The following is a 24,948-nucleotide window of genomic DNA, read 5'->3' as shown; positions in this document are numbered from 1 at the left end:
TTATTTCTTTCTAATCAGGGTTATTTCGCCAGAGGGTGCTTCGAAATAAAGTAGCCGATCCGATTCACCGACAGGAAGATCGTCGAGGTGAACCTCACCATTGATTCGGACTTGCCAATAGCCTTCCTTGAGATCGGTAAACAAGACCTTATAGGTCGTCTCCCGCCCTTCCAAAATGAGGGCGGCCTTTTCGTCGATCACTTCCGCCGTCGCCCCGAATACCACCACTCGATCCGCAACCCGGACCGCCGTGACACCGGTTCCAGTCAATTTCTCCACTTCCAGGAGTTCTGTCTGATCCCGGTCCATCACTTGCATGACGTTCAGGAAATAATCTTCCTTGGCAGGATGCCGGGGAGTTAGTTCAACCCGCCACGCCCCCCGCTCGTTCGCGACATCGGGACTCCGGGTCGGCTCGTTCTCGTAGTTGGTCCCGAAAACCCAAAACTCCTTGCCCGGGCCCCCGATCGGAGTCAGCACGGCATTCTCGACTTCCGGCAAAAGAGTATGGTTCACTAATTTCCCCCGGTCGTCGTTTTTGGTCCGCGTAATCGTCGTCACCCGTCCTTCGATTTCCGGCTCCTCGATGCTGTGCAAGAGCCAATATTTCTGAAACTCCGGATTCCTTGAAACGACCCGGTCAAATACAACGAAGGCCGCCGGAACTTCATCGTTTTTCAAATTCAGGAACACAAAGGAGCGGACGACCTTCTCCACTTTGTCACTGTAGGCTTCGGTGATATCGCCTTTCAAATAGGAGTAATCCGGAGCCATCCCATCGGGACCAAACCCATGCCCGAGAACCTCGCCGGTCTTGTAGTCCTTGTTCAGCATTTCCTCCAGCGTCCGGGGTCCCCTCCATCCATCGCCCGGCAAACGCTGGCCTCCGTCGTTGTCGGCAAACGGCGTGCGATGCGCCCCGCCGTAGTTGTGCGACTCGAAGACTTCGTCGGGATCGAAGATCAAAAGGCTGTTATGGGCGATCGTCCGTTTAAAGTAGTTCTTGTTATGCGGGCTGTTGTATTGCATGCCGTTGCCGGAAGTCCCGGTGTAGATGCCCGAGTCAATCGCCAACGGCCCCTTGTGATAGATCTGGAACGCTCCCGCATCCTGATGCTGATGATTGAGGAAGTTGTAAACATTGACCTTGAATTCTGCGATGACACCACTGTCCCCCCAATCGGTTCGAGCGATCATCCACCCAAACGGAAAACCGAAATAACGAGTCAAAGGAAGTTCCCGGTAATTGCGAGCATCCAGCAGCGTGTCCCGCCAAAGGAACTCAAAGATCCGTTCATGGCTGGCGAGCCTCGGACGTTTCACGAACTCATAATTACTGTATTCATCCTGATAATATCCTGCGGACAACATCGCCGCCGCGCCGACGACCTGGGGCGCGCCGCTGGTGGGGTTATGGTCGCCACTGGCCAGGAATTGTCCATCAGGACGACGTCGATAGAAAAAGGAATGAACCAAGTGTCGCTGGTCGGGATGGAAGATGTTGCCGGCTCCCATCCGATCGAAGATCCAGGTCGCATAAAGATCGGGCGCCATGCGAACCCGATCGTAATTCGGCCCCTGGTGATACGTGTGCCCGGGGTAAAACCAATTTCGCACCGGCACATGTTCCCGGAAGATTCGGCCCGCGGTCAGTTCGTACATCTCGGGAAATTCGTCGTAAATCGCGATCGCCGCTGAGATCAGATCCCTCAGAATCATCCATTCCGAAGAGTGACCGACCACCGAGCTTTGCCTCACCGGCGGATACCCGCATTCCAATGTCTTGGCCAAGCGAACAAATTCCTCGACGAAGGCCTCTTTTTCACCGGCGGTCAGCAAGTCATAACACCAGTCGTAAACTATCGCTCCGGTCACCATCAGACGTCCGGATGCGCGGGCGATATCGCCGAGTTCGGGAGGATATACCGTGTCTTGCATCAATTGTAACGCTGTCTTGATCGCAGCCCTTCCCTCCTCCCGATCTCCGCTCATCAAATAACGGAGGGCATCGATCTCCGCCTGAACCGAATCTCCGCGCTGTTCCAAATAATACCGCCAATCACGCGGCGCATCCTCCGGCAATACGTCCTCGCTCATACGGATCAATTCCTGCCAAACCTGGCTAAGAATCGGATCCGACATACGCCGCTCGAGATCCGCAATATGCGCACTCCGCAGGTAAAGTCGCGGCCGCTCCTTCGGGGGAATCGGAATCGAGACTCCGTCGACAGTTTTCCATTCCAAGGGAGGATTTCTCTCCGCCTCTTCGCCCAACGTTCTTTCCACACCCGCTAGTTTTTCTATTTCCATCTTTTCAATCACTCCCCGATACAATCGATAATCACGAATCCTTCCTTGAAAGGCGTCGTTGGCCCTTCGCCCGATACACTGCTGGTTTTCGTGTTCCGCGAGATAAACAACCCCGCTCTCGATTCCCATCAGAATTCCATTCAGGTAAAATCGGACGTCCCCGACGTGCTCGCCGTCTCCCTCGCCCCTCCCCCGGCTCTCAAAAACCACGCTCAGGTGATGCCATTCCCCGTCGCGGACATTCGCCCTCGGGCGGGCATTGCTCTGGGACCGCCGGTTGTATGTGGCAAACGAATACTCCGGCGCCGCCCATGCCATCGAAAGTCCGAAGCCGCTGGAATTACGCAACGGCCGGAAAATCATCGATGGCGTAGGGCGTTCGGTCTTGATCCAAGTCGCAATCGTAAAGGATCCGTCCGGGAAATAGCCGCGGGGAGTGATAAAGCCTTGCGTGGAACCGTCGAAACTCGCAGCCCCGCCCGCTTCATCCGCGACGAATTGCGGTTCGATATCGTAGGGAAGAAGGTGCAATCCATTGCCCGAGATGTCCCGGCCGAGATTCTCCGGCGAATCAAATGGATAATGCGCGATAAGTCGGTCTCCCAAAAGACCGGAAGTTGAAATTCCGGAAAATAGGGTGGCACACAGAAGGGACTTCAGAAGCGTCATGATCCGTTGTTTTTATCCGGTCCCCCGAAATCGGGTCAACCGCCAAGCCAACGATCAACCGCCAAAACTGTAACGCTTTCGAGGGGATGGCGTGACTCCGCCCCCGGCCTCGATTGAATGGGACACATGGAAAAGCCAAACATTCTCTACCTTCATTCCCATGACACCGGCCGGTTTCTCCAACCGTATGGTTTTCCGGTGGCGACCCCACGTCTGCAGCAACTGGCCGAAGAGGGCGTGCTTTTCCGCCAGGCTTTCACGGCCTCGCCAACTTGCTCGCCGAGCCGCGGAGCGTTGCTCACCGGCATGTATCCACATTGCAATGGTTTGATCGGCCTGACCCACCGCGGATTCCGACTGAATGATCTCAACCAACACCTGGCCCCCTACCTTCGACGCCATGGCTACCGGACCGCCCTGGCCGGCGTGCAACACGAAGCCCCCCGGCCGGATATGGAGGCCGGCGGCTACGAGGAAATCGTCTGCCGTCGCGGACCGGCCGAAGGAGTGGCGGAGGCCGCCGCCCGCTACCTCCAACGACCGGCCCACGATCAACCTTTCTTTCTGAGCGTGGGGTTCTTTGAAACCCATCGCCCCTTCCCCCTCCGTCCCGCTTCATGTGATCCGCGCTATTGCCAGCCTTTACCGGGTTATCCCGACACTCCGGCCCTTCGCCAGGACATGGCGGACTTTCACGGATCCGTCGAGTTGCTCGATCGATCGATCGGAATCGTTTTGGCCGCACTCGAAAATACCGGATTGGCCGGAGAAACCATCGTGATTTTCACCACCGATCATGGCATGGCGTTCCCCCTGATGAAATGCAATGTCACCGACGGTGGCCTCGGCGTCTCCTTAATCGTCCGTGGCCCCAACGGTTTCGGAGGGGGCAAAGTCGTCGATGCCCTGGTATCGCAGATCGACATTTTCCCGACCCTTTGCGAATGCGCCGACATTCATCGGCCGGATTGGCTCCAAGGCGTATCCATCGCGCCAATCGTCCAGGGAAAAGCTCGGGAAATCCGCGACCGGATCTTCGCCGAGGTCAATTTCCACGTTCTTTACGATCCGCAGCGCTGCGTTCGAACGAAACGCTGGAAATATGTTCGCCGCTTTGAAGCGTCAAAAAAGCCGGTCCCGTCCGACATCGATGCCGGCCCCAGCAAGGAGTTCTTCCTGGATTCCGGGTTGGCCGACCGAGACCTTCCGCTGGAAGGACTCTACGACCTTTTTTTCGATCCTTTTGAGAATAATAACCGAGCCGAAGATCCCGTATGCAGTGACATTCTCAGGGAGCTGAGGGATTCCCTGACCAATTGGATGAAGGAAACAGAAGACCCGATTCTCGACGGTCCGGTGAACCCGCCTCCCGGAGCGATTCTGACCCCAATGTGACCGCCAAGGCTCCCACGCCTGCCGACCTGTGGTCAAAAGCGTTACAGTTTTGAGTTTAAGGATCGGTCACGCGCCTTGACGCCGTGATTGCCGATGTTCAAATTTTCCGTATGAACCACGACCTTCTTTACCCTCGCCATCCGCGACGGATGGTCTTCTCCCGGACCTCCGCCTTCACCTTGATCGAACTGCTAACTGTCATCGCAATCATCGGTATTCTCGCCGCGATCCTGATTCCGGTTGTCGGCACCGTCCGTCAATCCGCTCGCCAATCCCAGAACATCGCGATCATCCGGGAACTGGGAATGGCATGCTTGATCTATGCCAACGACAACGGCGGGAAGCTTCCCGAGACCACTTATGCCGGGGGTGGCGACCTCCACACCACCGGCCCGTGGTTGAACGCCGATTCCGGTCCCCGTCGGTTGATCAGCACCCAATGGGACGGGGGAACGGGTCATACCGACTATCTGCCCGGCCCCGATGCCTTTTACGGCCCATTCACTCCGCGCCTCGACGACGAGCGAGCCCCGAACGAATTCGCACGACACAACAGCAACACCATGATCATGGGATACATTTACTACTCCCTTCCCGCCCTGGATGGCGGCGATCCTCCACGGGGCGGAGCGGGCAACGGTTTATGGAACGACCGCGTCGACAATGCCCAAGCCCACCATGGGACCGTCATTTTCTCCGACATGACCACCGCCAACCTTGTCGACCGGAGCGGATTCAACGGACGATTGTGCACGGCCGTCCATCTCAACGGCAGCGTGAGCACCTACACCTTCGAACAAATGAACAAAGCGGCCAGTTGGGTCGACCGGATCCGGATCCTTTCGGGAGTCGCGGCCGATTATCCGCACCTTCAATAACAGCTCCATGCCCAACGCCGGTTTTTCACCCGGAACCACGTCCGGCGGCTCCGATCCTGTTTCCTTCCGTGGTCAACTCCGCGACCGATTCCGCGACGGTCTCTTGCACGACACGCTCCCCTTCTGGTTTCCCCGTTCGGTCGACAAGGACCACGGTGGATATTTTACCTGCTTCGACCAGGACGGAACCCTCCTGCAAAACGACAAGTCGGTCTGGTTCCAAGGACGCATGGCCTGGATGTTGTCGACCGTGTATTCAACCGTCGAACGACGACCCGAATGGCTCGAAGCCGCCCGGTCCGGCATCGAGTTTCTTAACCAGTATTGTTTTGACACCGACGGCAGGATGTTCTTTTCCGTCACCCGCGACGGACGACCGTTGAGGAAACGCAGATACGTCTTCTCCGAATGCTTCGCGATAATCGCTTTTGCCTCATTCGGCAGGGCATCAGGGCAAGAACGATATGTCAGACAGGCCGAAGCGCTGCTGGAGAACACCCTGAAATTCCAGGACACCCCAGGGGTGCTCGAACCCAAGGTAAACCCGGAAACCCGCCCCCAGAAGGGTCTCGCGACTCCCATGATTCTGCTGGTCACCGCCCAGGAACTTCGAAAATGCAGCAACCACCCGCTCTGCCAGGAATTGATTGATTCTTGCATCCGCGAAATCCAAAGGGATTTTCTCAAGCCGGAATTCGAATGTCTGCTGGAGACGACCGGGCCAATGGGCGAATTCTACGACACACTCGAAGGAAGATGCGTGAATCCGGGACACTCCCTGGAAGCGGGCTGGTTCATCCTCGAAGAGGCACGGCTCCGCGACGGTGCGCCCGACCTGGTGGCACTCGGAACCCGTATCATTGACTGGTCCTTGCAATTGGGTTGGGATTCCGAATACGGAGGAATCTATTATTTCCGCGATGCCCGTCGCCTCCCCTGCACCGAGTATTGGCACGACATGAAATTCTGGTGGCCGCATACGGAAGCGATTATCGCCGCCCTGCTCGCATGGAAGATGACCGGAAGCGAGCGATTCGCCGACTGGCTAAGCAAACTTTACGATTGGAGTTACGCCCACTTTCCCGACCCCGACCACGGAGAATGGTTCGGCTATCTGCATCGCGACGGGAGCCTCTCATCCCGCGTGAAGGGCACCATGTTCAAAGGGTGTTTCCACCTTCCGCGCATGCAATGGTATTGCTGGCAACGCCTGGAAGAACCGCGGCCGACTGGAGGGGCCGACTCCAGTCGGCAGACGTTTGAAAAAAAATAACCTCAAGGCAGTTTTCTCAGACGAACTTCACCGCCGGACAGCATCGCGATCGGCAGACGCGCAAACCCTTCGCGATCGACTAGAAGTTCGACTTCGCTCCCATCCTCCCCGATTATTGCCAACCGCGGCGCAGCGGCGATCTTAACCCGCGTGTCCACGTTGGCCCGCACCGTCCATTCTCCTGCCCCGACCTTCTGCACGAGGCCCAATCCGGGAATCCGCGCCCGGTCCCCCGGTTGGGTCGCCAGGATCAGGTAGTGCTCGTTTGCCTTCACTCCCTCGATCCGGTCGAGAATCAACCTGTCCTTCGCCACATACGACGTGATCCACCCAATCGGCGTTTGATCCGCCTCAGCGATGACCAATCGGCCTTCGAACACCCGACTTCCGTTTTCGGCCCGAGCCGGCACCGCCGAAATTTCATTTGGCCAAAAGGCCTTCAAGGTATTGCCCCGCCTCACCTCTTCCACTTGTAACCTCCCTGCGGATACGGTTTGCCGATCAAATTCCAACAAGGTTCCTCCCTCGACCGTCTCGGTCGCCTCAATCGTGAAAAATTCATTGCTGGAATATGGAAGCACCGCGTCTTCTGGCGACTCGAACACCACCCCTTGCCCGCGCAACATCGCAGCCGGGGGCAGGTCTGCGTTGATCAGGACAGTCCGGGGAGAAACGGCTTTCACTTCCGCCTCCCAGGCCGGCCGGGATAACTCCAAAACGATCCCGTCGGTTTCCAGGCGGGTTCCTTCGCTCAGCATCAAACCGATTACCGTCCCCTCGGAATCCCATCGGATGAAACCCCGCTTGCCGCGCAGTTCGCCTTCCGGGGTTCTCAGCGAGGATTCTTCCGATCGTCCCGCGAAAATCGCATCCCGCCCGCCTCCCGCATGGCGGATCACCAGACCCACGTCACCGGAATCCAGCCCATCCATCAAACGGACCTGCGAAATCGGCCAGACATCTTCCGTGGAGACTTGACTGACCGTGACAAAGCGGCTCCGAAGAAGCTCATCTTCCGCTTGATCGGCCTCCTGCCGACGGGCAATCACCACATCCTGGGAGCGTCCGGCGGTCTGGGTCGGCGTCTTGCCCGTTATAACCGTATGACCGTCCGGATTCAACATCGTCACTTTCTTGCGGTGCTTCTGGTCGTGCAGCAGCCACTCGGCATGCCAATCCGATCCGCTGCGGGCGGCCCGGACATCCCAAATAAAACCGTATCCGTTTCCCGGGTCCGGGTTCCAATTATGGGACGCCAATTCCTCCCCCGGAATCCCGACGTTGCGGATCGTCCCGGATCCGACTTCGAGCCGCTCCCCCCAACTCTTGCCCGGCTGATTGAAACTCGCCTCGACCTGATCGGGATTCCCAAGTGCTGCCAGCGTCCATACACCTTCGATCCGGTCCGGCGAAACGTTTTCCAATCGAAGCGCTTCGACGTCCGGATTATCGACGAAGGGAACGTTCCAAACGTAATCGTGCCTACGACCGCCATCGACCCAGAAGAGATCGACAAAATATCCCTGCCCCGCCAAGAGATCCACAATCCAGGTCTGACGTCGATAATCCTCGAGTTTAACGTCCGGCCATTGCTCCGGATTCGCCATCTCGATCAACTGGGCCGGTCCATACGGGACATACCCATCGATCCGTGCCGGCGGCGTATGTTGGGCGGGCGGAACCGCGTTCCCGGGAATCGGTTCCGGCAAGTTTTCATCGACCACAACCATCTTGTGGGCCACCGACTGAACACCCCAGCCACGATGATCCGGCGTGCCGGCTAATTTATATCCGTATTCACCTGTCAACGACATCCCGTGGGAGTACAAGGAGAGCGCCATCTGATCGTTGTGGGTGTGCGACGCCGCCGCCCCGCCACGAATAAAGAGGGCCCTCTGGTCCAACCCGTCTCCGCTCCGGAGAATAGCCAGACGCTTCTGCCCCGTCACGATCGATTCATTCTCACGAAGGTCCGCCGGGATTTCCTCCCGACTCATGTCGGGCGCGGGAAGGCTCCCCCATTGGCTCGGACCGAATTCGAGAATCCCCTCGCGCAGATACCGGGGACTGTTCCGGACAGATTCCGGTATGTCCCAATAAAGCCGTCGACACAGTCTTCGCCACTCGGGATTCCCAGTGGAATGGTAAAACTCTTTCAAATAGATCACCCTCTGCCGCCACAACAAGGACCGAGTGGGATCCTCCGGCCGGGTGGTCTCCGTCACTTCCGGCGTAAACCGGTCGGCGGGCGCGTCCCCATACTGAGATTGTCGGTAGAGTGTTGTTAGCCGGTAAAGGGAGGCGACCACCGTATTGAACCAGGCCCGGTCATCCCCGAACTTCAATCGATTGGAATACTTCTCAGGATCGGGAAACTTCTCCGGAGCCCCATAATTCTCCGGACGATAGTTCTTGAGCGGGGTCAGGAGACGGCTCCCGTAAATCCGGCCCAAATACGCGTAGGTGGAGCTCAGCTCGTAATACTCGCCATCGCGGTCGATCGTGTTGTCGATGAGGCCGAACGCAGCTTCGATGCCGCACTCGATCTCCTCGGGGTATCCGAAAAGAACGGCTTGCGTCAACAGACTGGCAAACGCCGAAATAGCATGATTCTGGAAGCTGTTCCGGCGATCGACATACCATTTTTCAAATACGGAAAAATAGTGTTGTTCGATATTCTCAAAGACCGTCAATTCCCGGTTTCCAGCCGATCGACCCGCCGCGGTCTCGTGCCTGCCTACCAAATCAAACGCCATCGCGGACGCCATCATCCGGCTGTTCGCCACATTCCCGGCGTATAAAAAGAACCCATATCCGGGAGGCACCGGATGCGGCCAATCGATCGGCCCGTCCTGCTCCGGCCGCACCGATCGCATCGTCGCCATTCGATCGAGAATCAGCAATGCCCGCTCCGCGTAGGCGTCCCGGCCCGTCAACATGTAGGCGATCGCCAGATTATCGACCGCCTCGTGCAGCACCCGGATGACATGAGCGTTCCAGACGCCCTTGAAGTAGAAAACTTTGCCATCCTCGGGCCGAATCCATCCGCGGCCATCGTCGTAATATCTCTCCCCCGGCCCCTGGTCGCCGTAGATGTCTCCGGTATGGGGCGACTCGACCACAAACGGGCGATCGATCGACGTCTCCCCATCCCGCCCCCACCAAGACCACGGCTTGTCGACCTTGGGATCCCCAGCGAATCCATACGCAAAGACCGCATCCGGAGCCGGAAAGAGAGCGACCACTTCATCCCAACTCCGCCCGACCCATTTATCCGCTTCCCGGATGAACTGGCCGGCCAACTCTCCAGCCGCCGGATCTGTCCTCGCCGTTTCCCGAACTTGAACGATCTCTTCCGGCGTGTATAACAGATTACGAACCGGCACGACATCGCGGGAGGCCGTCGCACCGAAACCGGATCCGCAGTTCATCGTCATCAGTAACAGAATCCCGCCGATCCCAATTCCTTTCATACCTTCGCCGTTCATGAGATCCGGTCATAGATTTCCGGCGTGATTCCGGCTTCCAGTCTTCGGCCCTGGAAATAATTATCCAAATTCGCCAAAGCGAAATCCCCACAATTCGGATACCTATCGGTGGTGGGCCCGGCGGTATGCGGAAGGAGGGTGACGTGACGGAGCCCCCGAAGGATGCTGTTCGAGCATAATGGCTCCGGCTCAAACACATCCAAGCCGATCGCGACGTCCCCGCGGCAGGCGAGTTCCTCAATCGCTCCGGGAGCGACGACCGCCCCCCTTCCGACGTTGATGAAGGTTGCGCCCGGCTGCAAACCGAGGAGGATTCCCCGGGTGACAGAATGCTCGGTCACCGGCGTCCATGCTTCGGCTTCGATCACAACGTCGTTGCGGGCAAAGAGCGATTCCAAATCGTCGGCCCGAACGGCGTTCCGTTCCTCGAAAACCGCCTTCGGCACACCGGTCGAATAAAACTCCAACTTGCAATCGAAGGGAGCGAGAATGCGCTGCAGCTGACGTGCCACCGCCCCGAATCCATGGATACCGACCGAACGCCCCGACAAACTCTTGCTCGACCATTTCTGGGCACCCTCCCACTTTCTCTCTACATGCATCTCCAATGTGTGGCGGGTCATTCCGCGCAACGAGGACAAAACAAGCATCAATGCACATTCGGCCACCGAGACGGCGGCCACCTCCCCCCAGTTCGTCACCCGGCCTCCGTCTTCGATAAAGCCGCGCCCAATCTTGTTGCGCACCGATCCACAAACATAGCAAAAATATTTCAGAGATGGACAGTCGGCCACGATCTCATCGCTAATCTGGGGCATCCCCCACGCCCCGACAATAACCTCCGGCTGGCAGTCCATCAGCCGGGACCTCCATTCATCGAAAGGCAATTCCGGAGGAATAAACCAAGACACCTCATCGTGTCCCAGGGAAATCGGACCGCCGATATGCCCAAAGAATAACGTATATTCTTTCTTCGTAAGACACCAGGCCACGGTGCGCTGACGGGGCCTCTCCTCACCGGTCGGAGCGTCGTTCCCCGGACGGCCCTGAAGAAAATCGATCTGCGGTTGGTTAGATGAACTGCTCATAAATTATCCTGCTTTGTCCTGATCCGTATATTCGTTCTTTTGAGACCAGTCTCCGGGCTAGCCCGGAGCAATTCCTCTTCTACCTTATTGTCCCGGTCTTCTCCTGAGGCGTGTCTGCCCAAGGAACACATGATCCCACCGATTAGAAGAAGAATGCCGGCCAGGCAGATGATGCTAAACCGCCCTTGCCAACCGTTTGGCAGAATCAACAATAGGAATATAAACCCGCCGATCGCCGATGTGAACGCCCCGATCAACCGAAGCTGGCGCAGATCATTCGCTCCTCCGATTTCCTCTTCGAAATTTACCGGGTGATACATTTTCTCGAAGAATCCTGCAACTTGGCTCCGATACCGCTCGGAGGTGCCCGCCCAGAACAACCCCGACAGGAGAAACGCCGCGCCCCCGACCCCGATGTTGACAAAAACTTTCGTCTGGAAGTTCCACGAGAGATCGAAGATCGCTGCGAGGACCGACGGCAACAATCCGCACACCGCCGAGAAGATCGCCGCCCAACCCGGCACTCTCCTCACAAAGAGTCCCGCCAGCATCGGGACCGCCAGAGGGACGCCGAGCATCGCCACGACGTTCAACATCACTTCAAACATTCCCCGACCTCCAATTGCCGAAAAATAAACCGCGGTGAGTATGATGATAAATCCGAAGATCAGGGAGAAGACGCGCCCGAGCACGAGCTGCCCCCGCTCATCACGCGGGGTTCTTCCCAAAGCCCTGCACAGCGCCGGATAGACATCCCGCACAAAGATAGCAGCGTTTCGATTCACCCCGCTGTCGATCGAACTCATTGTCGCCGAAAACATCGCCACCACGATCAGGCCCGTAAGGCCCACCGGCAAAACCATGAGACTCGCCACGGCAAAGGCCGCTTCCGACGGATCGTTCAGTTGCGCCCCCATCGTCATCACTTCGGCTTCAAACATCAGTCTCGAAACCATCGGCGGGATAAACCAAAAAATCGACCCGATGCTCATCATAGCAAAAGCTAGGAAGGCTGCCTTTCGGGCTTCCTTCCCGTCTTTGACCGAAAAATACCGTTGCGCGGAAACGATGGTGTTACTCAAACCGGCCTGACTGATGATCATCGCCGCCGCCCAGGCGAAGGTGAATTGCGCCAACGGAAAATCCCCCGCGGAATTGATCATGCTGAATTCCGACTGCAACCCGGCTCCCTCGATCGCCCCCAAAAAGCCCGAAATCCCGCCGACTTTCACCAGGCAAAGGACGGTGATCAATACGGTCAACGGCATCATGATCAAACTCTGCACGAAATCCGTCGCCATCACCGCCCAACTGCCGCCGACCGTGGAATAAAGGATAACGACCGCTCCCACCACCACGATGACATGCCAAACCTCGAAACCGAAGATCGCGGAGGTGAAGATCGCCATCGCCCATAGCTGAAGCCCTCCACCGAGAAGGGAGGTCAACACCCCGAATCCGGCGTAAAATTGCTGGGTAAAGACACCGTAACGCATCCGGATCACCTCCGGTCCGGTTATCGCACGAAGCTGCCTGAACCACGGGGCGAACACGAAGAAAGCCGCCAAAAAACCAAGGGCATTGCCAATGTAGATCACCGCCACGCTCCAGCCCGCATTGTAGGCAACACCCGAGGCACCGGTAAACGTATAGGCGCTGATCCCGGCCATAAAAGCGCTTGATCCGACGAGCCACCAGGTTCCCCGGCATCCGTTCCGGAAGAAATCGCTGATGTTGGAATTGAAACGCCGGAATGCGAGGCCGATCCCGAGGAGAAAAACGAGATACACTCCAATGACCACCGCTTCCACTATCCTGTTCGGCTCATCCATGGCGGTCAAAAACTTCCCCCGGTGGTATCGATGTTGGACTTGAAGCCGGGCCCACCGGCACCGACGTATCCATGACTCGCCCCGGATGAATCGGGGCTAACCCAAAAAGCGTAAAATCCGCCATCATTCAAACGAAACCGGAAGCGCACCGGCCTTCCTTGGAACTCCGACAAATCTTCGCCACTCCTCCACTCGACCTTCATCTTCGTTCCGTCGCCGGTCACAGGCACGGCCTCCTCCAGGGTGAACCCTTCGATCGGACGGCCGTGCTCGTCGAGGACTTCTACGGTTAGCGCCCCCTGCGGAATCTTGGCATTCACAAACAAATGCCGGCCCTCCGAAAATCTAACCAATCGGGTCGTCAGTTCTCCAACCTCCCCACCCGCACCCATGGACGCAAAACCGTCGCGCCGCAACTTCGCGACTCCAGTGGCCCCATTGTAATAAAACCGGTTCCGGCTCCTCAAATCGGGGTCCTGGTTTCCACTGTATCCAATATAGTAAAACCAGAGTTCGTCGCCGACGACTGTGCAAATCCCGCCGACCGATTGAATATAAGCCCGCTCCCAATCCCCCGGCCTCCGGGAGGCCGGGATAAACGCCTCGCGGTTCGGACGGTCCCAATGAAATCCATCGCGGCTAAAGGAGAGCATCAACTCCGTGATCTTCGGCACGCCGGTTTTCTCCGCCTCGCGGTTGTGGGGTCCGAGATGGATCTGGTGAAACCCGATCATCAAACTTTCGTAGGCCACAGCGTCGAAGTTATACAATTGAGGGGTGTCCCCAATTTCCGGATCGGGAAGATCGAGCCGATCCGCCCGAAGCCAACGCACTTGCTCGGGAAGCGAGGCTCCTTCGAACAAGTCCGAATGCTCGCTGTAATTCCGCGCCCGCCCCATCTCCCCGCGGCCGGCCCGCAAGCTGTAAACCCATTTTTGCCGGAAGGGATTGAAAAAGATGGTCGACCGGTCTCCCATCCCCCCGGTCTTCACCGGCTCCTTCCAATAGATTCCGTCGGAGGAGGTCGAAATGAATGCGTTCTTTTCCCTGCTGTAGGGCCGGACGAATAACTTGAAACGTTCGTCGGGATTCGCGGCGTCATGGTCGAGCCAAACAATACTTGAATCGGGCCGGATCTCCGGCAAAAGCGCGTTCGTCCCCGGAACAATATCCAGGACGGGCCGCTCCCATTGAATGCCGTCCAGGCTGGTCGCATACGCCAAATTCCCCAGCCAACCGGCCTCATACCACATCTTGAAGAGTCCGTCCTGGGGATCCCACCAAACCCCGCCACTTTTGGGCGCCGCTCCCGGAATATCTTCTGAATCGAAGTTGGTCCGCTCGAGTTCCGTTTCCGGATAAAGCACCGGATTGCCGACATATTTTTCGGGTTTGTGAAAGGTCCGGACCAGATTCGTCTCTTCGATCAAAAAGTCGTCCACAAACAATTGCCGGCCGATGTCGATCGGAATGACCGGCGGTTTCTCCTCCAAATACGGCACCGGCAGCGGATCAAAACCATAGGCCATCATGTTCGTTCGACTTCGGGGGTTCCGCTCCAGAACAATTCCATTATACAATTCTTCGAAGATCGCCGTATTCACGCCGGTCGCTTTATCGACGAGGATTCTTAACTCCGAACCGCTCGAAACCAGTTCGCCCGCCAACAGATCCGCCTCGTTGATACGACTCAGCAAGATTTCCTTCTCTTTTTGCCGACCCCGATCGTAAATGATGAGGATGGTGCCGTCGACGGCTTCCACCGCGTCCGGATACGAAACTCCATCACGCTCATCCAAAATCAGCCCCTCCGACCAACTGCCGCCATCGTCGGTTGAAACGAAGGCCATCAACCGGGACCTTCCGGCATCCCCCCCGAGCGCCCCATGCTTGACCAGCAATAGATTCCCGGAGCTCAACCGCGAAAGAAAATGACGGGAGCGGGTATGCTGGATGGCAGATTCGCGGAACTCGCTCCAGCTCATGCCGCCGTCGCTGGAAAACGCCTCGACCATTCCGTCCCGGGTCCGATGCAACAGCCACAGTCTCCCATCCCGAAGTTCGACGACGTTATATTCGTTGACGTCACGGCCCGGAACTTCAATCGATCCACCGTGATGAAACGTGTCACCATCATCGAATGACAAAAGGGGCCGGGAAGGGAAAGCCGAGTTCCAGGATCCCGTCGGCCAAAGCCACGCGCCATTCGACAGGACAGTCGGCTTGTTGAAATTATTCAGTTCCCGCCAGACCAGGCGGGGTTCACTCCAAGCCGGGTCTTCCCGGTGCGATTCATCGGTGGTGATGGCCCACATCCGGCTGTCAGTTCCCCGCAGCCCATTCGGATACTCATTCCAGAAGAACCACAGAACACCATCGGGGTCATGCCAAAGCCCGGGGTCGGAGGCCCGGTGGGGTGGATCGACGACGACCTTCAATTCCGACCAGATCCCTCCTCCATCGGAAGAAGTCTTCAAGAGGACATAGTTTTCCTCTCCTTCTCCGAAACCACCTCCATACCACGCCGCCCAAAGCCGACCATTCGGAGCCACCTCGATGCTCGGAGCGCCTTGGAACATCCGAGTATCCGCGGCATACGCGGCCCCGGGCACCGTGATGATCCGAGGGCGTTCCAATTGGCAAGGGTCCGGCGGGGTCCGGATCACCTCGGGAACATATCCGGAAACGTTCAACGGCGTTCGCATCCCCGTAACCAATGCCCCGATCTCATATTGATTGAGTGCCCCGCTGAAAACCGCCAACTCCGCGACCTTCCCCCGATAGGTTCCGCTCCCGCGGTTTCCGAGATGCAACTGGCCCGCTCCGACGGGATTGTAATTCACGTTTTCAACGATCCTCGGAAGGCACCCATTCGTGAATAAGGTGGCGGTGCCCTTCACATTCCCAATCTCATCCGGCAGGCCGACGGCCTCGAACGTCAATGCCAGGTGGGTCCATTCATCGCCCGGAAGTTTCGCAAAGGGCCGGATCCGGCGATGCCCGCCTTCGTGCATGATGTAAAAACTGCATTCCCCGTCGGCGTCGATTTCCATGCTGTAGCCCCGCCCGCTTTGTGACCGGATCAGGCTCTGTCTTCCGACGGGTGCGTCCGGCTTCAGCCAGATCGAAACGGTGAACGAACCTTCGGGGAAAAGGACCTCTCCTCCGACCACTCCCTGATTTCCGTCGAAATAAATCGCCCCCTCCGAAACTCCGCCCAAAACGCTGAGAGGTGGCGAATCTCCCGACGCAACCTCAAGGTCAAATCCTTGTCCCGATCGGTCCATTAGAAATCCCTCTCCTTCCGCGAACGGGAAATACGCGACTAATTCCGGCTGCCTGAAAGAATTTCCCCGGCAGGATATCACCGCGGCCAATACAACAAATATGACGACTGAAAACTTCATTTCCGGAAATAAATGGCGCTAAAAAGGCCGCGCCCTTTTGGCTCCGGCTTGCCTCTAATCGGACCTGAACCGGCATCCCGAGTCAAGGACGCCACCCGCCAACCGGGACAAAACTGTAACGCTTTTGCCTGGAGCCGCCGCACAGTTGCTTCGTCGCAAGCGGCAGAACCAGGATGGCATGTCGCTTACTGCCTTGCGGAGGAAATCCGCCGTTTTCCTTTTCCGACCACCGAACTTCCCTTCGCTTGAATCACACTTCCATGGACCTCCACCGCGGGATCCACCAGAATGGCTTTGAACGGGGTTTCGCCCCGATAGAAATCAAGCAACGCTTCAAACGAACGACCACCCATTTCCTCGAAGTCCAACCGAAACAAGTCGAACGGCTGCGAATATCCACTGACTACCGGCGTGGATGAACAGATCATCACCGACAAATCCTGGGGAATCAAAACCCCGGCTCGGTCAAAGAAGGGTTTGATCGCCGCGAGCAACTCTTCGCCAACCACCAGCATGGCCGTTACGCCGCTCTCTCGAATCGCCTCACGCCCTCTTTCCAACGCCTCGGCGGTTTCATCCACATAAACCGGGACAACTGCGCAACCGCCGTGTTCTGCAGCGGCCAACTCGCATCCCCGTAGACGGTCCCAGAAATAGGATCCGTGATGGCTGGGACGAAGGAGCACCCCGATCCGCCGATGCCCCTTGCCGATAAACTCGGATGCGGCCGTGTGTCCGATGCCAACATTGTTGAAGTTGACAGAGACCATCCGGGTGAATTCGCAATCATCATACACCGCGACCACCGGCATCCATTTTGAAAGCAACCTCGTGGCCAGGTCGCCGACTTTCGCCGAAAAGATTCGCCGAATGATGATCGCACCTTGAGCGTTGGAGTGGATTATTTGTTTAACGATCGACTCTTCAACTTCCTCCTCGCCCGAGCCGTGATCGACGAAGTAATCGACGGCCACTCCCAACCTTTTCGCGGCATTAAAAATACCCCGAGCCGTATGGCAGGTGGCAAAATCCGAGACGCCGGCAACCCGATCCTCGGCTTTCCCGGAACGCTCCTCTTCGGACAGGACCACAACAACCGCAATACGACGAATATCCGAAGTATTCCGAATCGAAGTCGAAACCTTTGCCTGCCAGCCCGCCCGCGAGGGAAGAAAACCGGATGCTTCCCTACCCGATCGATTCAAACTTACGAGGGCGCGCTCTCGAAAATCGGCCGTCAGATAATGCCCGCTCCGATCACGCACCTCAACGACTTGGCGCTGGACGAGCGCCCGAAGCGCCTTCGCCGCCGTCGGCGTCGAAACCTGCCATTTGCGCATAATCTCCCGATGCGAGATGAATTTCTCGCTTGGCAAGTAATTCCCACTCGCCATCTCAGCAAGCAAGGCTCTCGCTAACCGCTCTGGTAATTGAGGCTTCATTTACGGGGAATGAGTCAGGTTGGTCCTTGAGGCCTTCTTAATGCCGGACCGACTTCACCAAAGCCCTACTCAAAACGCAAGATATAACCCCGGAGGTTTCGACACCTCTTTTTCCACCTAACCCGCTCGACTTCCTTCCATATCGCGGGATCCATTGAAACCCGGCCCTCCAGCCGCGACGTATCCACGACTTGCCCCGGCGGAATCAGGAGCAACCCAAAAGGAATAAAGCCGCCCATTCTCCAGAGAAAAACGGAACCGGACGGGACGCCCCCGCAGCTCCGCCAAGTCAGCGACTCCGCGCCATCCTGCCATTACCCGAGTGGAATCGACGGAAATCCGTTCACTATTCTCCAAGTAAAACGGAGAAATTACATTTCCTTCAACGTCCAAGACTTCGACTTGGAGTTTCCCGTCGGAACATGCGACGTTGACAAACAAACGACTTCCGTCGAACACCACCGGCCTGGTTGTCAGGACTCCGCCTCCATGCCCGGCGTTCATGGATGCGAATCCATCCCGACGCAGTTTGGCGATTCCAGTGCCGCCGTTGGAATACATCCCGTTTAGCATCCAATCGGGATGAGTATTCGAAGAGTCGCCACTGAATCCCGAATAATAAAACCAGAGTTCATCCCCCATCACAAGACAGACCCCACCAACGGACTGCACATAGCCACGGTCCCAGTCGCCCGGTTTACGAGTGGCTTCGATAAAGGTGGTTCGGTCGGGACGATCCCAATGAAATCCATCCCGGCTATAAGCGAGATTCAATTCAGTGATCTTCGGAGCCCCCTCCGCCATGCAAACTCGATTGTGAGGCCCCCGATGAATCTGGTAAAAGCCAAGCATCAAGCTCTCATAAGCCACAGCGTCCAGGTTATACAGTTGCGCCCCATCTCCAATTTCCGGATCAACGGGATCGAGCCGGTCGGCCTTCGTCCAAAATACTAAATCCTCGTCGGTCCACTTCGCTCCCTTCAGGAAGTCATCATGTTCGCGGTAAAAACGGGCCCGCCCCCCCGGGACCCCCAAGCGTCCGCTGGATCGGACGCTATAAACCCATTTTCGGCGGAAAGGATTATAAAACATGGTACTGCGATCCCCTAATTCCCCCGTTGCCACTGGAGCGCTCCACTCGATACCGTCGGGAGAAACCATGCTAAATCCAGGAGAAACCGCTCCCCCGGGACCACGCAGAAACATTTTGAACCGCTCCGCAGGATTATCCGTGTCGTGATCGAGAAAAACGGTGGTCGAATCAGGTCGAAGACTGAACAAGAGGCCGTTGGTTTCAGGATGGACCGGCATTGAAGGGCGCTCCCAGTGAATCCCGTCCCCACTGGTAGCATATGCCATGGTGCCGAGCCATCCAGCTTCATACCACATTTTGAAGATACGGTCCTTAGGATCCCACCAAACGCCTCCTCCTTTGGGAGCAGCGACCGCCAGCCCGCGCTGCTTTTCCAAGTCGGTCTCCGGATGCAAGACCGGATTTCCTTCGAATTTACGAGCCTGGTGATATTCACGCCGCAAGCTGGTCTCCTCCACGAGAAAATCGTCAACAAACAGTTGGCGGCCAACATCGATAGGAACCACCTCGGGTCGATTTCCCAGATACGGAACGGGCATCGGATCCCGGGACCGGGGATCGATGTCAACCGGCGGCCAACTCTCCGGAATACGGATCCCGTTCGGTAGTGTTTCGCCGGCTTGAACCCGCGGCCCGCGAACACCACCTTCTACGGTGACACGAGGGGATCGTAAAACTGAGGCCCCGCCCCCTGCCATGCTGACTGCCAATCCGGCAGCAGCGGCCATCCCTCTCTTAACAAATTGCCGGCGACTGAAATTCTCCATAAGCAAAACCATAGAATGTAATCGAAACTGGCAACAACGCCGTTTTCATGTTATAGCAACATATGGCCTTCGGATGAACGTCGGTTACCCCACTATCCGACAGACCGGGCGGGAAAGTTCCGCAATCGCTTCCATTTGACGCAACCCGGCCCTTTTTCCTTTGGGGGGAGATGCCGGCGTATCCGGGGCACCGGGGAGGAGTTGCTTTCGTTTCAAACATTTAGTCTATGTTCCAGCTAACGAACCCTGACAAGCCGCAAAGCATGATTCCGGCCCCTCCCGGACGGGGGTGGAAACGCTGGAACTGGAACGGACCCACGGAAGTTCTCCTATCGGTGGATACCTTCCAAATCAAACACCGGCGGAATCCGGTCCCCCGGGATCCATCGGCGACGACATGGACGGTGGTCCCGTTATTGGCCGCGGGTTCGGAAGCGCCGGGCAAACGAAGGCCGGGCTTGGTCCGGAGCACCCGGTTGGAGCGCCCAGCCTCCCGAGTCGCCGGTCTGGACGCCCATGGCGGACGGCTGCGGGTGACGGTCGAAGACCAAGGTAAAGGGATCGAGGATCCCGATGGCGGCTCCGTCGGCGACGGCTCCGGAATCCGCCACATTCGCGAACAACTTCTGCCCCTGGGCGGAGAGGTCCGGATCGATTCCCGGCGGGGACGGGGAACCCGCGTCGAACTGGTCCTTCCGCTCGATCAGGCCATGGCCGAAAGCCCTCCCCCCGGGACAAAGGATGGAAAGCGGCCCGCCCCGGACTCCGCGTGTTCCGCCTAGCGGAGTTTCGCCAGGTGGGGGGAAGTCCCTATTGCCTAACGGAAAGCGGATCCGCTATTCTCCGTTTTGACATTTTTTTTAAAAAGCGTCCCGCCGCCCGTCCTCCCGGTTCGGGGGACCCGGACTTCGCAGTGGAAAACCTCGAAACGATATTGCTGGTCGAAGACGACGAGGCGGTGGCGACGATGATGTCGTTGATGCTCGCCCGTTTCGGTTACGAGGTGATCCGGGCCGCCAATGCCGCCCAAGGCTGGAGGATATGGGAGGAATCCGACCGCCGCTTCGACGTCCTGATCACCGATCTGATCATGCCCGGCCCCCTCTCCGGACGGGAACTGGCCAGACGCGCCAGGAAAGCCGATCCCCGCCTGGCCGTGATCCTGATGAGCGGATACCGCGGCGACGCTCTCGCGGGCGAAGACCATCTGGCCGATTGCGAGGTCTTCCTGCCGAAACCGTTCACCGCGCCCACCCTCTCCGCCGCCCTCCGCGAAGCGGTCGGAAAAGCCGGCCCGCCGTAGCCGCGCAAATTCGCCCGCGCAAGCTTCCCTGGTGATTGCGTCCTCCGCTTCATCGTTTTATCTTAAAATCCGACTAACCTTTTTCCAGATGCACGATTGTGTCCCGCGCCGCGATGGATCGGACCAGATAATTTTTCAAACCCGCCCGCCGTGAAACCCGAACCTCCAAGCGACCCCGGCCTTTCACCACCCGTCGCCCCGGATTGGGAACCGCTTTTGGAGGCGGCCCCGATGCCTTTGGCATTGGTCCAAGGAAGAAGGTTCGTTTTGACCCGAGCAAACGCCGCCTTCTGCCGCCAGATGGGAACCGCCAGGAGCAAATTGATCGGGCGGCGCTTCGCGGGAAGTTTTCCCGAGATCGACGAATGTCAATCTCCCCTGGAGCGCACGGCGCAGACCGGGGAACCGCAGCGGTGCGTGATTCCCGCCGACGGAAACGCAGGAGGCCTGATCTGGAACTTTTGGCCGATCCCGCCCGCCGAGGGGGCGGACGAGACCCCGGGAATCCTGATCCAGGCGATTCCCTTGCCCCCGATTTCCTCCGGGGAGATGCAGAAGGCGGGCGGCTCGAACTCGGCCGCCAACGACGCCCCGTCCGCCGCGGGACCCGCCGCCGACACCCTGCGCAGACAGAACGCCTTGCTGGAGGCCCTGGTGGAGAGCGTGCCCGACGGCGTCCTGATCGTTTCCCGCGAAGGAAGGATGCTGTTTTTCAACGAACGCTTCGCCGAAATGTGGAACCTCCCACCGGAGGTCCTCCGGACCGGGTTGGACGAAGCCGCCTTGGAACGGGCCGCCGGGCAAACGGCCGACCCGACCGGTTTTTTGGCCGGCGTCGGCCGGATCTACGGCGACTCCTTCCACCCGCCGGTCCGCGGGGAGTTGGCGATGGCCGACGGCCGGGTGTTCGACCGCTACGGAGCCCGGATCTGCAAGGGCGGGGTCCATTACGGCTGGGTCTGGACCTTCCGGGACATCACCGAGGCCAGGCGGGCGGAGGAGAGCTTGCGCGAAAGCGAACGCCGGCTCCGGGAATTAAGTGGTTCTTTGGAAAAACGGGTAACCGAACGGACCGCCGCCCTGGAAGAGAACACCGTCCGGCTGCGCGGTCTCGCCGCGGAACTCATTTCGGCCGAACAGCGGGAACGCAGACGCCTGGCCACCCTCTTGCACGACGACCTCCAGCAACTGCTGATCGCGATCCGGATGCAGCTCGAACGGGCAGGCAAACAACCGGAGGAGGAACGGGCCGAAGCGGTCCGGCTGGCAACCTCCTGGATCGACGAAGCCATCGCTTCCACCCGGAACCTGACCCAGGATTTGAAGCCCCCCGCCCTCTTCGAAGGGGGTTTGGTCCCCGGCCTGCGCTGGCTGGCCGACCGGGTGCGCGAACGCCACGGACTCGAAGTGGCCGTCGAAGGCGGGGAAGAGCTATCCGAAGCGACGGACGAAACGAAGGCGCTCCTGTTCGACTGCGTCCGCGAACTCCTTTTGAACGTGGTGAAATACGCCGGGATCGGCCGGGCGGCGGTCTCGGTTTCCGAATCCGACGGAACGTTGGCGGTGGAGGTGGAGGACCGGGGCGGCGGATTCGATCCAGAGGAGATTTCCGGCGGAGCGGCCCGGGGGTTCGGACTCTTCAGCATCCGGGAACGATTGGGAGCCCTGGGGGGAGCGATGACCGTGGAATCCGGCAAAGGCCGTGGCACCCGGGTCCGCCTCGAAGTCCCGGCGGAAGCCGCTCCGGGGAAAACGCCGCTTCCCAGGGAGAACGGACCGGGCATTTCCTCAGGAAGTCCGCCGTCGCATCCTTCGGTGCCGGTCCTCCTGGTGGACGACCACCATCTGGTCCGGCAGGGAATCGCCTCAATCCTTGAAGGAGAGGAACGGATTCGCATCGTGGGGGAGGCCTCCGACGGACTCGAGGCGCTGCAGGCGGTGGAGAAATACCGCCCCCGGATCGTCCTAATGGATATCAACATGCCCCGGATGAACGGCCTCGAAGCCACCCGGCAGATCAAGAGCCGCTGGCCGGAGACCACCGTAATCGCCCTCTCCTTCCACAACGACGCCGCCTTGGTCGACGCGATGCGCCTCGCTGGGGCATCCGCTTTCCTCTGCAAGAGCGGAGACGCTCGAGAAGTGATCGCCACCGTCCTCGACCTCGCCGAAGCGACGTAAGGGAACCGGACGGAAGACCGCCTCCCCGGCGACCGAAAATCCTTGCAAGTTCCGGAAGACTCTCCTACTATGAGTCCCATAATCAACTTTTCCCCGCATAGCGGGGTTTTGGGGTAACTAAGAAAGCAGCTGGCGGGTCGTTTAGGGGTAGGCGACCCGCCTTTTCTTTGGGCGGAAACGACGCCCGCGGTTGTCACCGTGAGTGACATTTTCCCGGGGGATTTCTTCCGGGCTCGGGGCCATCGGTTCAGATCCACCATCTCACCGTTCGCCGGTCAACCAGATAGGCCTCCCCGAAACCGACCGACAACGCCAGCTTTGTCGGACTATGATTTCGCCCGGAAAGAGTTGGTGTCGCTTGGAACATTCATCTTTCCCTGAGAAGCCGCAAAGGAGGATTCTTCATGGCCCGCGGAGCCAACGGCTTATCCAAGGGCCGCAAACCAGTGGGTCCTTCAGTTCGGAAAAGATCTCCCAAACTTTTTGCCGATAACGGCGACAGAGTGCTTCGTTGGCCGGGTTGGCGGCCAGGTTTCTCATTTCAAACGGGTCGGTTTCCAGGTCGTAGCATTCGTCGATATCGGTGGCGTTCCAGACGTATTTGTACTTTCGGTCCCGGATCATCCGCTGGCAATAAAGTCCGAACTGTTGGCCGTTGTAAGTACTGAAGGCGTATTGCCAAGGGTCGCGAGCCGACTGACTCCGCAACTGCGGAAGAAAACTGCGGCCTTGATAACAATCCGGCGCGGGAAGCCCGACCAGATCGAGGATCGTTACCGGGAGATCCAGGTAATGGCTGACGAAATCCTGGCAGGCCGCCCCGGACCGGATCATGCCGTCCCAGCGGATCACCATCGGCACGCGGACTTCTTCTTCATACATCACGTAATGCTTGTCCATCATCCGGTGGCTCCCGGCGGCATCGCCATGATCGGTGGTATAAATGATGAGGGTGTCTTCGGTCAGGCCCTTTTCCTCGAGATGCCGGATGACTCTCCCGATCGCATCGTCGACTTGCGTGATGATGCCGTAATAACCGGACAGATAGATCGACCATTCCCTCCAGGTCCAATGCTCGATCCCCCAATTGCGCAGTTGCTGCCGTTGAATGAACGGCTTGCCTTCAAGATCGTCCTCGAAGTTTGGCCATGGGGGAATAGACTCCGGTGGATACATGGAGGCAAACGGCTCCGCTGGAACGCAAGGTAAATGCGGCTCGGAGAAATCGAGCCGGATATGCCACGGTTCGTCTCCGCCGTTTAAGGTATCTATTTTTTTCCTACAAAGGGCGGCCAACACATGGGTGTGACATTCGTCCACCGGCAAGGTTTCGTAGGCGCCGACCGGGAACTCGGGCCAAGGATGGGTCGGAACGGGATACTTCGTCTCCTTGTGGGGAGTTGTAAAATTGTCATTCGGAGGATCCTCGAAGCTTTCGAATCCGAACGCGGTCGGATCGAGTTCTGGATGGACATGCCACTTCCCAAGGTAGGCGGTCCGATAGCCGGCGGCGCGCAACTGCCGCACCCAGATTGGATGTTCGGGTGAAAGGACGCCGACCGGAAGCGAACCGCCGGGACCGAAATTCCACAATCCTTCATGCACTTCGGGCATGACGCCGGACAAAAACGTCTGCCGGGCCGGACAACAGACCGGCAAAGGGGTGTAAGCCGAATCGAATCGCATTCCCTGCGCCGCCAACCGGTCGAGATGGGGCGTCTGAACGATCGGATTGCCGGTAAACCCGAGCGAATCGTAGCGTTGTTGATCGACGTTGATGATCAAAATGTTGGGATATCGGTTCATCCTATGGCCGTCTTGC

Annotated in this window: 14 protein-coding genes; 6 read left to right on the top strand and 8 right to left on the bottom strand. The window is 58.2% G+C overall.

Annotated elements, in window-relative coordinates:
• Entirely contained in the window at window positions 1-2,979 is a 2,979-nt protein-coding gene (gene hepB, locus ACWUI2_RS08615; protein WP_486982448.1) for a heparin/heparin-sulfate lyase HepB, read from the bottom strand.
• Between the two features lie 126 nt (window positions 2,980-3,105).
• Between hepB and ACWUI2_RS08610 the strand changes: the two genes are divergently transcribed.
• The 3 genes from ACWUI2_RS08610 (at window position 3,106) to ACWUI2_RS08600 (ending at window position 6,525) form a co-directional block, all read left to right on the top strand.
• Window positions 3,106-4,374: a sulfatase family protein gene (locus ACWUI2_RS08610; RefSeq protein WP_486982447.1), complete on the top strand. Its 1,269-nt coding sequence runs from the start codon at window positions 3,106-3,108 to the stop codon at window positions 4,372-4,374.
• 110 nt (window positions 4,375-4,484) lie between these two features.
• Window positions 4,485-5,252, top strand: coding sequence for a type II secretion system protein (locus ACWUI2_RS08605; protein ID WP_486982446.1), 768 nt, complete (start codon window positions 4,485-4,487; stop codon window positions 5,250-5,252).
• Between the two features lie 7 nt (window positions 5,253-5,259).
• A complete protein-coding gene (locus ACWUI2_RS08600; protein ID WP_486982445.1) occupies window positions 5,260-6,525 on the top strand; it encodes an AGE family epimerase/isomerase in 1,266 nt (421 codons plus the stop codon).
• 2 nt (window positions 6,526-6,527) lie between these two features.
• Here the strand turns inward: ACWUI2_RS08600 and ACWUI2_RS08595 are convergent, their stop codons facing one another.
• The 6 genes from ACWUI2_RS08595 to ACWUI2_RS08570 form a co-directional block, all read right to left on the bottom strand.
• Window positions 6,528-10,013 carry a heparinase gene (locus tag ACWUI2_RS08595; protein ID WP_486982444.1) on the bottom strand — a complete coding sequence of 1,162 codons (3,486 nt, stop codon included), beginning with the start codon at window positions 10,011-10,013 and terminating at the stop codon, window positions 6,528-6,530.
• Window positions 10,010-11,101, bottom strand: a complete 1,092-nt coding sequence (locus ACWUI2_RS08590; protein WP_486982443.1) for a hydroxyacid dehydrogenase — start codon at window positions 11,099-11,101, stop codon at window positions 10,010-10,012. Before ACWUI2_RS08590 ends, ACWUI2_RS08595 begins: the two co-directional genes overlap by 4 nt.
• Window positions 11,098-12,933 carry a sodium:solute symporter family transporter gene (locus ACWUI2_RS08585; RefSeq protein WP_486982442.1) on the bottom strand — a complete coding sequence of 612 codons (1,836 nt, stop codon included), beginning with the start codon at window positions 12,931-12,933 and terminating at the stop codon, window positions 11,098-11,100. The genes ACWUI2_RS08590 and ACWUI2_RS08585 overlap by 4 nt, the downstream gene beginning before the upstream one ends.
• 5 nt (window positions 12,934-12,938) lie before the next feature.
• Window positions 12,939-16,340, bottom strand: coding sequence for an exo-alpha-sialidase (locus tag ACWUI2_RS08580; protein ID WP_486982441.1), 3,402 nt, complete (start codon window positions 16,338-16,340; stop codon window positions 12,939-12,941).
• A 185-nt stretch (window positions 16,341-16,525) separates the two neighbouring features.
• Window positions 16,526-17,782 carry a substrate-binding domain-containing protein gene (locus ACWUI2_RS08575; RefSeq protein WP_486982440.1) on the bottom strand — a complete coding sequence of 419 codons (1,257 nt, stop codon included), beginning with the start codon at window positions 17,780-17,782 and terminating at the stop codon, window positions 16,526-16,528.
• 117 nt (window positions 17,783-17,899) lie between these two features.
• On the bottom strand, window positions 17,900-19,381 hold the full coding sequence (locus tag ACWUI2_RS08570) for a glycosyl hydrolase family 32 (protein ID WP_486982439.1): 1,482 nt from the start codon (window positions 19,379-19,381) through the stop codon (window positions 17,900-17,902).
• A 524-nt stretch (window positions 19,382-19,905) separates the two neighbouring features.
• On the opposite strand from ACWUI2_RS08570, the gene ACWUI2_RS08565 reads away from it, so the two are divergent.
• The 3 genes from ACWUI2_RS08565 to ACWUI2_RS08555 all read left to right on the top strand — a co-directional run bounded on the left by ACWUI2_RS08565 (window position 19,906) and on the right by ACWUI2_RS08555 (window position 23,126).
• Window positions 19,906-20,424 carry an ATP-binding protein gene (locus tag ACWUI2_RS08565; RefSeq protein WP_486982438.1) on the top strand — a complete coding sequence of 173 codons (519 nt, stop codon included), beginning with the start codon at window positions 19,906-19,908 and terminating at the stop codon, window positions 20,422-20,424.
• A gap of 131 nt (window positions 20,425-20,555) precedes the next feature.
• Window positions 20,556-20,945, top strand: a complete 390-nt coding sequence (locus tag ACWUI2_RS08560; RefSeq protein WP_486982437.1) for a response regulator — start codon at window positions 20,556-20,558, stop codon at window positions 20,943-20,945.
• 150 nt (window positions 20,946-21,095) lie between these two features.
• A complete protein-coding gene (locus ACWUI2_RS08555; RefSeq protein ID WP_486982436.1) occupies window positions 21,096-23,126 on the top strand; it encodes a response regulator in 2,031 nt (676 codons plus the stop codon).
• 402 nt (window positions 23,127-23,528) lie between these two features.
• Here the strand turns inward: ACWUI2_RS08555 and ACWUI2_RS08550 are convergent, their stop codons facing one another.
• Window positions 23,529-24,932: a sulfatase family protein gene (locus ACWUI2_RS08550; RefSeq protein WP_486982435.1), complete on the bottom strand. Its 1,404-nt coding sequence runs from the start codon at window positions 24,930-24,932 to the stop codon at window positions 23,529-23,531.
• Between the last annotated feature and the right edge of the window lie 16 nt (window positions 24,933-24,948).

Source organism: Verruconatronum alginivorum, assembly GCF_056590205.1.
This window is presented reverse-complemented; position numbering and strand designations above follow the sequence as displayed.

What these genes read in the sequence shown, in the direction of transcription:
- hepB (WP_486982448.1), bottom strand. Translation starts at nt 2,979, where the DNA reads ATGACGCTTCTGAAGTCCCTTCTGTGTGCCACCCTATTTTCCGGAATT.
- ACWUI2_RS08610 (WP_486982447.1), top strand. Translation starts at nt 3,106, where the DNA reads ATGGAAAAGCCAAACATTCTCTACCTTCATTCCCATGACACCGGCCGG.
- ACWUI2_RS08605 (WP_486982446.1), top strand. Translation starts at nt 4,485, where the DNA reads ATGAACCACGACCTTCTTTACCCTCGCCATCCGCGACGGATGGTCTTC.
- ACWUI2_RS08600 (WP_486982445.1), top strand. Translation starts at nt 5,260, where the DNA reads ATGCCCAACGCCGGTTTTTCACCCGGAACCACGTCCGGCGGCTCCGAT.
- ACWUI2_RS08595 (WP_486982444.1), bottom strand. Translation starts at nt 10,013, where the DNA reads ATGAACGGCGAAGGTATGAAAGGAATTGGGATCGGCGGGATTCTGTTA.
- ACWUI2_RS08590 (WP_486982443.1), bottom strand. Translation starts at nt 11,101, where the DNA reads ATGAGCAGTTCATCTAACCAACCGCAGATCGATTTTCTTCAGGGCCGT.
- ACWUI2_RS08585 (WP_486982442.1), bottom strand. Translation starts at nt 12,933, where the DNA reads ATGGATGAGCCGAACAGGATAGTGGAAGCGGTGGTCATTGGAGTGTAT.
- ACWUI2_RS08580 (WP_486982441.1), bottom strand. Translation starts at nt 16,340, where the DNA reads ATGAAGTTTTCAGTCGTCATATTTGTTGTATTGGCCGCGGTGATATCC.
- ACWUI2_RS08575 (WP_486982440.1), bottom strand. Translation starts at nt 17,782, where the DNA reads ATGAAGCCTCAATTACCAGAGCGGTTAGCGAGAGCCTTGCTTGCTGAG.
- ACWUI2_RS08565 (WP_486982438.1), top strand. Translation starts at nt 19,906, where the DNA reads ATGATTCCGGCCCCTCCCGGACGGGGGTGGAAACGCTGGAACTGGAAC.
- ACWUI2_RS08550 (WP_486982435.1), bottom strand. Translation starts at nt 24,932, where the DNA reads ATGAACCGATATCCCAACATTTTGATCATCAACGTCGATCAACAACGC.